Genomic DNA, 14807 nt, shown 5'->3' with positions numbered 1-14807 from the left:
TCTTCGCCTCTATGTCAAGCTAGTTTTTGTCCGTTTTTTGACCCATGAAACTCTAAACTCTAGTGTAAAGAGTCACTGTGCTATTCGCCAATGACAGTTCCGTCAATCTTATTGAATGAAAAATCTCACTACCATCCAGGTCATCGCGCAAGATACTATAGAACACAAAGAATCGATCTCCAGTATGTATATCACGCTGAAAATCTACCTCATAGCTCAAAATTTCATTCAATTTTATCAATACCGTATTAGATAAACCGAGCCTTAGTCCCGTATTATATAAACTCCCAGTTATCTCACCTTCAACATAACGGTTCTGTAAACTGGTTGAATTCTTATGCTTTATAGCGATAAACCCTTGATCGCTTCTCTTAATTTCCAAACTCTCAGCAAAGGCCAATTTCACACTAAAACTTTGGAGCTGTGACTGCCCATCAAATACCAAGCGAAACTTCTTCCCAACCGCTAAAGTATTGACATCGAGGTACTTTGATAAGATCTTCACAAGCGTGAAGGCATCTTCATCTCTGATTGAATTTTCACTCAACAAAGAAAGTAAGCCTTGATTTTTAGAGAGAAAAACTTCCTTTACCTTATCAACCATATCCCCTATAGCAATAGAGATATCTTGCGTTTTTGAACCATTAATTGACCCGCCGACCTGCTTTAAAAATACCTGACCTGAATCAAAAGATAAGAGTTTTGATAAAATATCATCATTAAGCTTATAAAAATCTTTATACGGAACAGGAATTTTTGCCTCCACCGATTTTAACGGTAATAACATTGCTAGCAAAATAGCAATCAACTTAAGTATCACACTTCCATAAACAACTGGAAACTGACAACGAATATGCTCATTTAGAACAGACTTAGATAAAAAAATATTCATGTATCAACCAAACCACCGGGACAACAAGTGCTCAGGATTAACTCGCTCACCACGCTCTATTAGCTCAAAGTGAAGATGAGGGCCGGTGACCTTTCCAGAAACACCAACGGTTCCAATCTTCTGACCAGCTTTTACTTTTTGCCCTACGTCTACTTCCCTAGTATCTAAATGTGAGTAAAGCGTCTGCGTGTTATCTCCATGATCAATGATAATAATTTTTCCATAATTTTTATGCTTATAATGATCGGTTGAAATAGTAACAATGCCACCAGAGGGGGCTACTATCGACGTTCCCTGCGCTGCAGCAAAATCGGTACCTCGATGCGGGTTCTTTCTAATTGTACTCAAGTCAGCAAACTGGCTACTGATACGTGCATTCTTAATCGGCACTACCCAATCATCTGCATCAGGGCTAGCTACCGATAAACTAGGTTTTACTAAAACTCCACCAGCAGTAAAAAGCAAAGTACAGCAGAAAAGAGATAATCTCAAAAGCCCTAGCTTAAATTTATCAGGAGAAGTTCTTTCCTGGGTAGCGTCCATAATATTTATCATTCTTCTTTTAAATAAAGATAGCTGACTGGTTTTATCAAATATTGAAAAGGCCACGCCTCCCTTATGGCTATCAGATTCCGAGCATTGTCGCAATGTGCGCACCATTGCCTGGGCATATACCTTTCCACTTCCAGCAACGGAAGATTTCAACACTTGTCGATCGCAACCAAGCTCTACTGCCCATAACAATTGCTCTTTGAACCACGTGATAAACGGAATAAACCACAAAGAACAGCTCAATAAGTGAATAGACATGATCAACATTGGATCTCGCCTTTTAATATGAGTTAACTCATGCTCGACAATTAGCCATTTCTCTCTGGCATCCATCGACAATAAATAGGAAGGCAAAACGAGCTTCAGCTTAATTAAGCCAAAGACAAATGGCGAACATTTAGCCTCAGTAAGAATTACTTTTGTATTATTCTTGGTTAGGTAGTTATATTGCGACCTGGTTAGCAGGCTGCCAATTATCTGTTTTTTACTCACAATTTCATCAGACACCTCCAGCTCTTTCACCAACCGATAATGCCTTCGAAGTATCAATACCAGACTTAACAATACCCCACCAATGTACAAAATCATCCAGCTAGCCGCTAAAGTATCGACACTATTCAATGTTAATGCCCTGTTTTCTACCAGAGGACTTTCGACCTGATTCTGGCCTGGAAGTGCAGCAGGTGGTGCAAGATCATAGTTCAACTCAGGGACAAGGCTTGTTGTTGAGAGATCGAAAAACTGTACAAGGAAAAATGGCAAGCTGATTACACATAAACCGCACAACCAGAAGCTCCGCCAGTAATGAACAACCCTTAGCTTGGTAGCAACTAAGGATATAAAACTACGTACGCCGACATATACGAAACAGGCCCAAAAAAGGGAGAATATTGATACAACCAAAAGGTTGAGCGCATAGGGTGACAGAGAGGATAATATTTCCGGCATTGTTAGTTCGCACTCATCCCAATTTAATCTGCATCTGGCCAGGCATTCAGCATTTCTTGCAACTCTTCCAATTCCTTCTCATCCATTAATTTACTGTTAGCAAACATGGCGATTGGAAGAGGGCCATCCAGCTCAAGGACCCGCGTCGCAAAGTCTGTAGCATATTGAGCAAGTGTCTCGACCTTATCGAGAGCAGCCTTATAGACTTGAATGCCGTGCACCTCTGACTGAATCACCAGTGATTTATCACGCATTCTGTCTAACGTCTTTCGCGTGGATGAATAGGACCACTGCAGTTCAGGCTTCACTTTTTCATGTATTTCCCTCGCGCTTAGCGGGCTTTGTTTCCAAAGTGCTTTCAGGAGGGCGAGTTCTGAGGGGGAGGGTTTAGCTTCTTTCATTTATCTTCTTCTCGTGACATTGAGTGCGCATTCGCTACACGAGGGTCAAGTATGCGACACTTGTCGCAATCAGTCAAACGGCAAGTTACAACAAGTAGCGGTCAGAACTCTGATCTATTTTCAACCAGAGCCTTACTGTGGAAGCCGTCACATACACACCGAAAGGCTTCTAGGTTAGGAAAATTTGGAGGTCACGGGGTAGTGACTGAATTGAGTACTAAGACAATGAAGAGAGACCTTAGCGGAGCCGTTATGGATGGCGTATTCGTAAGGGCGGCACAAAGATTTTAATAACTTCTATCCATATCTCAAAATTCTGGTTAAAAAATTAAAGATATTAGTAGACAACACTCATTGAGCACCTTTACTTCACCCCCCCAAATGCTCCTTTTAGGAAAGAAAGCTATTTTCAGAAGCAATTATTGGAGTAGAGTTTATCCAAATAGAAAAGTATAAATTTATCTCTCAACCCCCTTCAAAAATTTCCAATATTTTTTTAGATCACAACAAAAACCCCCATACAATTTATCGAATTCAGCTCTGAAAAAACCATTTTCTATCCGAAATTAAAATGGATAAATTTATAAACGGGGGACTATAGTCACTTGTTACAGCAAGCTTCTATGAGAGCTATTGAACGATACTTTTTACAACCTACGGTGGGGTGGCACTCCCGTTCCACTTTGTCTTACTCTTGATCCCCCCTGCCGCAAAAGAACCATAGCTTTCCGATTATCTATGTTAACTTTTTTCTTCCTCCGATGTTTCCGCTCAAGTCTAAAATATTGTTCAACTATTGCTATTCAAACCAGTTTTGGGCATACAACACAGGTGTGAAGAAAAAATGACAAGTACATACTTAACACTCATTAAATGTTCGATATATTTATCCGCCCTATTGTGGGCTCCGGCTTCACTAACGCTTCAAGCAGCTACATTTCAAGCAGAAGATTACAACGCTTTTTATGATACGACTCCAGGTAACAGCGGAAACGCATACCGATTCGATGATGTCGATATTGAACCAACTACTGATTCCGGTGGTGGTTACAATGTTGGATGGATAGATGCCAGCGAATGGCTTGTGTTTAGTGATTTGAATATCCCTTCAACAGGAAACTACGAAATCAAGGCCCGAGTCGCCAGCCCAAACGGAGGCACCCTGTCCGTCGATCTCAATGCGGGCAACATTGTATTGGGGCAAATTGATGTACCTAATACTGGAAGCTGGCAGTCATGGCAGACTGTGTCAAAGACAGTTCATATTGATGCGGGTACATATAACCTCGGCTTGTATGCTGTTACCGGCGGTTGGAATATCAACTGGCTTGAGATTACGCCGGTCTCTGGAGGTCCCGGTAGCGCCAATGGGACACATAAGAGATTAAAAATCATCAACGGCTGCAATGAGCCTATGTGGGTTCAATGGATCACATCTCCCGGTAACACTTTTAACGCACCCAATCACCATCGTCTGCCACTGCAAGGAAGCTCAATAGAATATGATATTCCGGATAAGGGGCTGGCTGCCATGAGGTTCTGGCCTGGCTTTGGCTGTGATGCCAACGGGCATAATTGTAGGGTGGGTGCCAGTGGTGGCCCAGCAGAACTTGGCTTCACTTGCCCCCCGAGGGCTGTGCACCTCCTATCGATTCAAAATTTGAAGCGACATTTGCCTGCCTGCCGGGTGTGAATACGGTAGACTGTATAGAAAATCCTTCTGCACCGGGACAGCGTTTGGGCCGAACAGATTGGTGGAACTCCAGTATGGTTGATGGCTTCACTACTCCGATGAAAGTGGTGGTCAATGGCTATTGCCCGGAAGGTCCCCAGCTCGATGGGCCCGGCGGACCAGTAGGAGGGCAGATAGACTGCTCGACGTTACGCCTATCCGACTGCCCCACCCATGAAAATTTGAGCAGTGATGGACAGTTTCCATTTCTTTCATCGGTGAGTCTTGTCGCAACCAATCCATCTACTGGTGCTCTGGGAGGCTGTTATTCACCATCCGCAAAGCTGACTTTCTCCCACTGGGCGGGTGGATTTACCACCTATAATCCTGCAGCTCCAGAGGCACAGCTCTACACTTGCCCTACTCCCCCTATATCCCCAGAGCAGTGTAGTTCTGGTCCTGCGGACAGGACGAATTATCGCAATATGATTCACTCTCACTGTAAAACCTATACTTACCCTTACGATGATGGTGTAGGGTTATCGAGCTGCCCGGGTTCCACGAGTTTAAGCTACGAAGTAACCTTTTATTGCCCCCAATAAAGGTTAACCGCTTCTTTTCAAGAACCCGGAAAACTAACAGGTTACTAAAAAATGGGGATGAATACACTTCACTCCGGACCGTTTAAGGCATGGATGCCAATTACGAGCATACAAAGAAGTGTATTCTTTAATTTCGGCCCAGCATTAATCGGTTGATGCGGTGTAAGGCGAAAGGCTCCTTAAGAGCCTTTCTAGTTCTGCGCTAGGGAATTGGAATCAAAGAGATTTAAACCTGGCAGTAAAGTGCCGCAAAACCGGAGGCTCATATTCAAAGGTCAAGCCTTTCAGTTCATGTGCCCGATTTTGCAATTCGATAATGGCATTGGCGATATAGTCCATATGATCATTAGTATACACTCGACGTGGAATGGTTAAGCGCATCAGTTCCAAGTCAGCTTTCTTCTGCTCTCCCGTCTCAGGATCGCGCCCAAGTAGAAGTGAACCGATTTCTACTGCACGAATACCCGCCTCGAGATAGAGAGCGTTGGTTAACACTTGGGCCGGAAACTGCTCAGGCGGGATATGTGGCAGAATTTTAGCGGCATCGACAAATACGGCATGCCCCCCAGTGGGATATTGGATCGGTACCCCACCTTCGCGCAGGCGCTCTCCTAAATACGCCACTTGGCTGATTCGATAATGCAGATAATTTTCATCAGCAGCTTCATAGAGGCCGCGGGCCAGGGCTTCCATATCACGGCCGGCCATACCGCCGTATGTCACAAAGCCTTCCATAGGTACACACCGGGTACGCACGGATTGAAAGAGCTCTTCATGATCTCGAATACAGCAAAGACCACCAATATTTACCATAGGGTCTTTCTTCGCAGACATTGTGAGCATATCGCCGTACTGGTACATCTCGCGGATAATTTCCAAGATCGACTTATCCTGGTAACCCTCTTCGCGCTGTTTGATAAAGTAAGCATTCTCACAATAGCGAGCCGAGTCGATCACTACAGGAATATCGTATTTTGTGGCGATTTCATAAACTGCATGCATATTCTTCATGGAAACCGGCTGACCACCAGAACTATTACAGGTGATAGTGGTGATGATTGCACAAATATTATTTGGCCCATGTTCTTCAATCGTCTCAACCAGCCTCTCTAAATCGAAATTCCCCTTCCAATCATAAGCGGTAGTGGTATCAAATGCCCTTTCATCCACCACATTGATCGCTTTACCACCGTTCAATTCAATATGGCCAGCAGTTGTATCAAAGTGGTAGTTGGAGATAAACACGGGCGTAGTCCCGCCACGCACCTGACGCATACGCTCGATTAGCGCTGGAAAGAGGATCTGCTCAGCACCGCGGCCCTGATGTGCGGGAACGGTTAATTTATAACCAAAAAAATGTTCAACCGCTTTACACAGATTGTAATAGTTGCGGCTACCTGCATAGGATTCGTCACCCAACATCAAGCCAGCCCACTGGTTATCGCTCATGGCACCAGTGCCAGAGTCAGTCAACAAGTCGATATAAACATCGTCACTACGCAGCAAAAATGGGTTCAAACCAGCTTCCACCAATGCCTCTTCCCGGTCGGCCAAGGTTGTCATTTTTATTGGCTCAACCATCTTGATACGGAAGGGTTCAGGGATACGCTTCATTGTTAATTTCCTTATAAATCTAAATCCCGGAAGTGTGACTAAATTTTTAATCTCGGTCACATCGCCCGCTGTTTCAACGTGGACATAGTACAGATACAGGGCAAATTAGGCTAATGGACAAAACCATCCGGGGAAGGTCCATCAACGGATGCGATCTTCTATAGAAAATTTTTCTAAAACTGAAAAATATAAAGCTTCAAACACCAGCCATATTGACAGAGCAAAAATATCGAGAACAGAAGACGTGAATACAGATACAGTTAAACCTGCAAATCCAGGACTCTAGCATGCGGCACTCACCCCAAGACTTGTGCTATTGCCAAAAAAATCCACCGATCCTCAAGCAGATGGATATTTCACCATCTTAGCGAAGTGTCCGGAAGGGTTAGACCACTACATGTGACTCTGGACGAGTTAATATTTGCGGAGGGGGAGCGAGGGCCGGATATGAGTTTCCGGATGCAGTTTGAGGCGCTGAGCGGGTTCAGCGAGGAAGAGAAGAAGATCGCCAAGGAACTGCTGGATATCCTGATCCTCAAGCACGCCGCCAATCGGCTCTCGGCGGGGGATGCGGCTTAGCGGCTAAGAAGAGAATGGCAGATAGTACAAAGCCCCGGCAGATGCCTCTGCCAGGGCTTTCTCTAAAATTCATTTAACTAATCACTATTAGCTGAATGGGTAAAAATGATCTTTTGCGTAAGAACCAAGACAATCAAAGGAACAAAAGAAATCGCAATAAATAACTCCCTTCCGGTAAATCCTGCCAAGCCATTTTTTAGAAACTGAAATAAAACGATAGAAGCAAATCCAGAAATTAAAAATCCATACTTCATAGGTTTTTCATTCAATTCATACACACCGAGCAAAGCGTAAATTTTCAACCCAAGGAGCAAGGCTAAAAATACTAAAACTGCCCGTAACAACACCCATATTTCAATATCTACTACGCCCACCAGCCACGCCGGAACTAAAGCTAAGGCAGAGCTAAAGATTAAAACGTACTCACGAGCACTATGCTGACTATTCAACTGGAACCCTCCCCGCAGCCTCACCTACAGCTGCGTTAAACCAGATGATTGGTTTAATTGGTGCCGGTGCCCCTTGATGCGCCATTGTTGTAAATGCTTCCCTAGTAACATTCACACCAAAGCGATATCCATTTCCTGCCGAGGGATCTGTAGCAAAATCATAAGCAGACTTCCCTAGCTGTCCATAGCCGTAATAGCTTAGCCCTTTAGTGCATGCAGCGAAAAAACCACCACACATTACAGCCGCTCCGCCAACTGCGATACCTCGCTGGTCTCGATAAAAATGATGATTAAATGCTCCCCAAGCAACTTCACTGGAAGTTATTGAAGAGGAAACGAGCCCCCACCTGGCGTACCTGAAACCAACCTCAGTCCGCGCCAGCGCGAGCGAAGTCTGGTTTACCGATAAATCCCCATCCAAAGAGCTCAAGTGATCATCGACCAATTGGTAATCTTCCGCCGTTTCAAGTTGACTGTAATCAACTTCCACGCCGCCCTCGGTAAATCCGGGACGATTTCGGCTTCCAGAAGCCGCCGCAGCAACCACAGCCTGGAACGCAGCCATAGCCGCCCCATTTGCAAACTTACCTCCAGTAAGTTTGGAAGTAGTACCCCCAACTACTGCACCAACTATAGCTCTCCCCATTACAGCTCCTGGTCCATTGCCGGCTGGTCCAGCAATGCTACCTGCCGCAGCTCCCAAACCTGCAGAAGCAAAACCATGGCCAAACTTTCCTCCTTGTAAGACACTGGTAATACCGCCAAGACTACCAAAAGCAAGAACCCTCACCCCTGTCTCTCCTAAAATAGCAGCCAGTGCGGAGTCCCCAAAGTTAGCCCCTCCTAACGCACTAAATGCGGCACTTGAAATACCTGCAACCAGGGCATCTCCGACATTTCCTCCCGCAGCAATTGCACCGGCAAACCCAATTGCAAAGGCGACGTACATTCCCTGAACTGCAGTAATTATGTTTGCTGAGACCAGAGCAGCATTCACAATGGCCGCAATCGCAAAGGCGAAATACCCACTGGGATCCGTCGCATTCAGCGGATTATTGCGCACATAACTGTAGCGGTTATACATCTGTGTATCCGCTGCCGCCTGAATGAATGGATCCGCCTGCATAAAGCGACCCAGACGCGGGTCGTAGATGCGCCCATTCATATGAATCAGACCCACCTCATCCAGCATCTCGTGACCCGTGTATCCACGGGTTGTACGACTGTGGTCGAAGTTAGACAGCGCAGTTAGAGATAGTGCACTCCAGTTGGCCGTATTCCTGCGCTGCCCCCAGGCATCGAAGGACATCTCCTGCACCACACTGCCAGTTTCGTCGGTAATAAGATCCATGGAGCCCAGGTGATCCTTGTATAGGAACAGCTTATCCGTGGATAGCACCTTATAATCCAAGTCCGTTTTTACGGTATAGATAGCCGTGCCACCCAGGTGACGCTTCCACTCGATTTCGCTGGGAGCGCTGGACTTTTGGACACGCTCGACGCCGCCGATATACCAGGTCTCTGTCACTTCTCCATTGCTACTATTGGTATCCTTGCGATAGTAGCGGCTGTGGCTGGGACCATAGAGGAACTCTGTGGTGCTGTTGCCCTTCTTAATAAGTGAGGCCTTATCGAAGGTGGTGTAACTGATGCTGCGGCCACCGTCGAAACCATCTGAGGTCATATTGCCATTGGCATCGTAGTTGTAGCTAACGCCGCCGGCTGTTGTCACTGCATGTGGGCCTGCGCCATTCTCACCATAGACATAATCTCCCACGCCAGCCTTATATGTGATATTTCCGATCGCGTTGTAACGGATATCCTGTTCGGAGGTGGTAAGGCTGCTGCAACTATAATTACTGTTACCGACATGGGTTTTGATCAGGCGATTGAGATTGTCGTAACAGAAGCTCTCGCGCAGTTTCTTGCTGCCACTCTGGTTGTGTCGGCTGGTGAGGTTGCCGAGGGTATCCCACTGATAAGTGATATTTTGAATGCCAAAGGTACCCAATACCGTGGAGGTCTGGTTCAGCAATCGACCGGTGGAACTTTCGTAGCTGTAGCTAGTGGTCGCGCCGTTGCCAAGCAACTGCTCTTTCAACTGGCCGCGAGCGGTTTGGTCTTTTGCTTCCTGGATCAGGTCTCCGGTAGCCAGATCTACAATCTTGTAGAGATAGCCATAGGTGTTGTAGAAATTCTGAATACCTGACTTGCCGCTGTCGACCATGCTGTCCAAAGCGTCGTAGCTATATTCAACGCGACCATGCCCATCAAACACGGTCGTGGTGATATATGAGGGCTGGGAGCCAGCCCCATCAAAATCCACCGCTTGGATATGATTGCGGCCAAATTGGTCATACTGGTACACCGCCTGGTAGCCGGAGACGCTATCCATAACCATTTCCACCTGTCCCAGGCCATTAGTGGCGCTGTCATAGAACCAGGCAACATCGCTGGTGGGGGTAACAGAGCCCTTGGGCTTTTCAGTTCTGGTGGATTGCCTACCCAATTTGTCATAGGTGAACTCTACGGTATGGCCATTAGCATTGGTTTGCTTTTTCAGTTCGCCGTAGCCCGTGTACTCGTATATCCAGGTACCCTTATCCGGATCATCCATAGTTTCTTTGCGACCCAACTGGTCGTAATCCATGGTGACCACGATCGGATAGCTAAGGCCGTCGCCCTCGTCGATATGGGCACCAGCAGTATTAGCCTTGCCCCAGGACTTGGCTTTATGCAGATTGCCCTGGCTGTCGTACTCGTAGGTGAGTCGACCGTCGATAGCGTCGATGACTTCAACTAATTCCCCAACAACATTTTTAGTTTCAATTTTCTGTTGGCCTTTATCATTGGTGGTGATGGTCCTAAGGCCTTCATAGGTGATGCTAGACTTTGCCCCATCTGGAGCAGTCACTCGGGTCGGACGGCCTAGCAGGTCGTACTCCATTACAGACCATAAACGGGTATCGCCGGAGAAATAAGGCTCACTGGTAAATTTCACCCGGCCAAGGTTGTCGTACTCTTTGTCCGCATAGATTCGCTGGTTGAACCCCTTGGTTTCGGTGCGTATGGAGCGGCCTAACGCATCAAAGTACTCCCTGCTCCAGCTGCCTGTGCTACTACTGGTGGTAACCATATATTTACCACCAACTGGGCAACCGATGACGCAGCGCTCATACTCGGTGAGCTTGTCGGCACCGGTATTATTGCGGCTAATCGTTTCGCGGCCAAACTCATCGTAGGCGAAGACGGTTTGAAGCCCATTCATTCCATGAGCTTCCAATGGAGCACCGAAATGATTGCGGGAAACCACCCTCTCTGTCAGGTGGTCGAGCGCATTGTAGCTTTCAGACACATAGCGCCCGGAAAGATCATACGCTGTTCTTGCACTGCGACTTATTTCGCCGGGAGCACTAACCGTTTTCTTGCTGACATTGCCAAAGTCGTCATACTCATACGAAGTTGTCTGCTTATACTGCGCTTGTTTCGGCTCAATGACTTCGGTTTGCAATAAGCCTTGATGTATGCCCGATAAATAATAAGTAAAGGCTGATTCCCTGATATGGCTGGGCTGACCGGGACGAGTAGTGGTTACCTTCGCGCTACTTAGGCGCCCCTTCTCTCTCTCCCAGGTCGAACTGCCGTAGGTATTTTCAGTTTTCTTTACAAATTGCTCACCAGAAACGGCATCCTTTGTGGCTACATCAATATTGAGCACATTGCCATAGTCATCATAACTATTGGTCGTGGTGACGGTTTGCAACAGTTCTCCCTGAGCGTTACCCGCATTTTTAAGGTCGTAAGTTTGCTCAATTGAATTCTTAATATATGGCTGGTAAGGCGGTAGTGGTTTACCACTGCCATTCCACCCCTGTAATCGCCAGTCGTTTGTGGCCTTACTCAGAATCTTTCCTGCAGCTGTACGGGTTTCTGTTTCCAGAGGCATGCCAACAAAGGGGAAATCCTGCCGGTAAGTGGTTTCCGTCACTACGCCGGTCTGGTTATCGGTAGTACTGATCTTCTGGAATCCCAGTATTCCTCGACCAGCAGCCTGTAGTTTCATCTGATGATAGCGATAAGATACGGAACTTAGTGCAGATTGGTTCGCAGAACCGGGGTTGGCACCGGCCGCAGGCGCAGAGCTCTCCACCTTGGACACCAAGTACATAGGACTCAAAATATCCAGCACAGGCTTATCTTTGCCCAAAGTATGGCTTCCGCCAGGCAGTGTCCAATTGCCATTTAGCGCAGTATAGAAATCGGCAACGCTAACCGACGTAGACACATCCAGGCGAGAATAGACTTCGCCATTCACCATGTTTTCATATGTGACTTGGGTAATATTGCCAAGCCCATTATCGATTTTATGGATGACGTTGCGCGGGATATTTTGATATTGCGCACTGAGGCTATTATCCAGGCGGGTATAGACCTTGCCACTGGAATTATCGTAGCGATGGTAGTCAGGCTCTCCATCACCATTGGTGTCAGCAAACCAGATAAAGTCATTGTCTTCCAGGCCACCGGCGGAAACCATGTCAAAGGCTTTCCTTTGAGCGTAATCGACAAAATCATTAGTATTTTGGTCGAAGAAACGCACATATACCGTATCCGAGAATGCATCAAGCCAAACAAAGTCTTGATAGCCATCATTATTCAGATCAACGAAAGTGCCCTTATCATCACCGCTAAGACTCAGGTCAACAAATCCGGTGCCGGTACTCAGCTTAGCGTGCATAACACCATCGCTGTTGAGGTAGGCAACGTCGGTGAGTCCATCAGCGTTGATATCCACCGCAATTGGGCTCTTGGACGTATTTTCCGTAGGGAGCTCTCCTATAGAACGAAACTCACCCAATTCCTGGTCAAATATTACAATTTGAAACCCAAAACCATTCGGCACCAGGATATCCATTGCCCCATCACCATTGAAATCCCCCATGGTGTCTGGTACAAGTTTATATTTAACCTGGTATGATCCCCCCGTAATGTCCATTTGGTAGTTGGCATATTGATCACTGAGTTTATAGTAGTAATGAGAATTAACCGCCTCTCCCGAAGGCTCCAGCAGCCGAACATGCGTTACACCATTTGGGCCAACTGAAATGTAATCTGCAAGGCCATCACCATTAAAGTCAGCAAAGATGGCATTTTCGCCGGACAAACCCGTATTTATAGGATAAGAGTTCAACCTCCAGCGTTTACTATTTGCATCGTATCGACTCAGGAAGACATGCCAATACATCCCCGGGATCCCATAAGTCTCACGCGGATTGTAAATGGCCAAGTCATGGCGACCATCGCCGTTGTAATCCAGCACCCGTATAGCAAACCCACTTCCTACATTGGCACCGGTATAATACTCACTTGTGAATAAACCACCACTAAAGCCCTCTCTGGTGAACTTACTGCCATCAGAAATAGCATACTTCACCCGAATATCCGTATCACCATCATCGTTGTAGCCTTCGATCCAAACGATATCCTGCTTACCATCTCCATTGAAGTCTGCGTATTTATAATCGCCCAAAAACCGGTTTGAGGTTGGAGAAAAATCAATAGCTTCAGTCTGAGTGCCGAACTGATTCCAAGGTGCCTGCAACCATTCAAAGCTGATAGCAGGGAGACACTTGGTGCCTATACATTCCTGTATTGACGTTAACAGCGAAGCTCTATCGTCATAATTGACTCCTGGAATATAGGGTAGAACCGCTTTGTATCCTAAGCGATATTCCCGAATCACCTTACCATTGGATCTTGAGGTAACTTTCTGCAAACGTTTAGTAGTCTTGAACTCATAGCCTGCAGTGAAGACACGAAGCTGCTCAGGACGATCTTCGTAAGAAAATTCTACTTCCGCTCCATAGACGCCAGATCCATAAGCATAGCGAATTGCCCTGACACGGTGCCCGGAATTTGAGTCACCCTCGTACAGGAATTCGATATGATTACCAACACTATCCTCAAAGCGATTCTGGGCCCAGGTTAGAATGTGACTGGCTGCGAGCTGCTTTGAGTCACTACTATTACCGTAATAACTGACCGATCCATCTTTGCGCTCAACTCTGAAATAGGCAGGTTTCCCAAGGCTACCCCCTAAAGAGGTAATTTTGGCAAAGGAGTCCATTTCAGTTTTATACATTGCGCCAACAGCGCCATACTGAGAGCCACTCACTTGTATTAAGCGCTGCCCATCCAAGCAAAATCTGTCGGTCTCTGTCCAGTTTATTGGCGCTACTCTGCCGTCAACTGCCAGTGTTTGACGACAACGGGATATTCCAGAGAGGCCACCTATGGCCCACCCTTTACCTAGAAGACCGTTGCCACCACTGCTGCTGTAGTTAAGCGAAACTTCAGGAACAACCCCTGCTGTTCCTACGGCAGTTGCAATCGGAACAGAATAGGTAACAGCGCCAGATTCATTGACCCGGAACTGCCCTCCTGAAACGCCCGCCATATTGGGAGTAAGTGTTTCATTGGAAGCTATGTAGCTGTCGAAAGTCCCAGTAGCACTTGCCTGGAACACAAAACCTCCGGCAAAAATATCATCCCTGCCATCATTATTATGATCTTTTATAGATACCGAACTAAGATTGGTGCCTGAAAGAATTGTCGAGATTTCATAAGTATCACCACTTGCATGGATAGTTTGGGCCAAGCTAGGAAGCCCATCTCCATTTGCGTGCAGAATGAGAGGTAGGGAAGCCAGTACTAATAGGTCAGAATCACCATCACCATTAAAATCACCGGTTAAAGAGAGGTCGCTGTCTAGCAATTGCAGCTGAGCAAGGTTTGCCGCCGGAAGTGTCTGAATTACTGGGTCGTTATAACGTGTACCGAAACTCCCATAAAGAACAAAGTTTGGTAGCTCGGGCATCACTAAAGGAGTCGAAATTTCCCCATGCAATATAATAATGGGACGAAAATACTCAAAGTAGAGGTCTTCCACTTTGTCACCATTAATATCACCTGCGTATATTTTATAGCCACCTTCCCAGATGCCTGCTAAAGCATTTGCAGCAATAGAAAACATTCCTGTGACAACCAGGCACAAGTACGCAATAAAGGAACGCATAAAGAAAACCCCAAGGAAGCGGA

General features: G+C 46.3%; 9 protein-coding genes. 3 read left to right on the top strand and 6 right to left on the bottom strand.

Annotated elements, in window-relative coordinates; translation table 11 throughout:
- Nucleotides 1–52: 52 nt before the first annotated feature.
- Genes ACCI49_RS17155 through ACCI49_RS17145 form a run of 3 tightly spaced genes read right to left on the bottom strand, consistent with a single transcriptional unit; the run spans nt 53 to nt 2793 of the window.
- Nucleotides 53–892, bottom strand: a complete 840-nt coding sequence (locus ACCI49_RS17155; RefSeq protein ID WP_371840339.1) for a hypothetical protein — start codon at nt 890–892, stop codon at nt 53–55.
- Nucleotides 893–895: 3 nt separating this feature from the next.
- Entirely contained in the window at nt 896–2392 is a 1497-nt protein-coding gene (locus tag ACCI49_RS17150; protein WP_371840338.1) for a peptidoglycan DD-metalloendopeptidase family protein, read from the bottom strand.
- Nucleotides 2393–2415: 23 nt separating this feature from the next.
- Complete coding sequence (locus tag ACCI49_RS17145) at nt 2416–2793, bottom strand: BlaI/MecI/CopY family transcriptional regulator (RefSeq protein ID WP_371840337.1); 378 nt, start codon at nt 2791–2793, stop codon at nt 2416–2418.
- An 844-nt stretch (nt 2794–3637) separates the two neighbouring features.
- Here ACCI49_RS17145 and ACCI49_RS17140 point away from each other — a divergent pair.
- Nucleotides 3638–4486 (top strand): carbohydrate-binding protein, encoded by an 849-nt coding sequence (locus ACCI49_RS17140; protein WP_371840336.1) that lies wholly within the window; start codon nt 3638–3640, stop codon nt 4484–4486.
- 74 nt (nt 4487–4560) lie between these two features.
- Nucleotides 4561–5067, top strand: coding sequence for a glycoside hydrolase 64/thaumatin family protein (locus ACCI49_RS17135; RefSeq protein WP_371840335.1), 507 nt, complete (start codon nt 4561–4563; stop codon nt 5065–5067).
- A gap of 216 nt (nt 5068–5283) precedes the next feature.
- Here ACCI49_RS17135 and ACCI49_RS17130 read toward each other — a convergent pair whose 3' ends face one another.
- Nucleotides 5284–6681 (bottom strand): tryptophanase, encoded by a 1398-nt coding sequence (locus tag ACCI49_RS17130; RefSeq protein WP_371840334.1) that lies wholly within the window; start codon nt 6679–6681, stop codon nt 5284–5286.
- A 447-nt stretch (nt 6682–7128) separates the two neighbouring features.
- Between ACCI49_RS17130 and ACCI49_RS17125 the strand changes: the two genes are divergently transcribed.
- Nucleotides 7129–7260 (top strand): hypothetical protein, encoded by a 132-nt coding sequence (locus tag ACCI49_RS17125; RefSeq protein ID WP_371840333.1) that lies wholly within the window; start codon nt 7129–7131, stop codon nt 7258–7260.
- Nucleotides 7261–7337: 77 nt separating this feature from the next.
- Here ACCI49_RS17125 and ACCI49_RS17120 read toward each other — a convergent pair whose 3' ends face one another.
- On the bottom strand, nt 7338–7709 hold the full coding sequence (locus ACCI49_RS17120; protein ID WP_371840332.1) for a hypothetical protein: 372 nt from the start codon (nt 7707–7709) through the stop codon (nt 7338–7340).
- Complete coding sequence (locus tag ACCI49_RS17115; protein WP_371840331.1) at nt 7702–14784, bottom strand: FG-GAP-like repeat-containing protein; 7083 nt, start codon at nt 14782–14784, stop codon at nt 7702–7704. The genes ACCI49_RS17120 and ACCI49_RS17115 overlap by 8 nt, the downstream gene beginning before the upstream one ends.
- Nucleotides 14785–14807 lie beyond the last annotated feature (23 nt).

It is taken from the genome of Microbulbifer epialgicus, assembly GCF_041447265.1.
Taxonomy (GTDB): Bacteria; Pseudomonadota; Gammaproteobacteria; order Pseudomonadales; family Cellvibrionaceae; genus Microbulbifer; species Microbulbifer epialgicus.
This window is presented reverse-complemented; position numbering and strand designations above follow the sequence as displayed.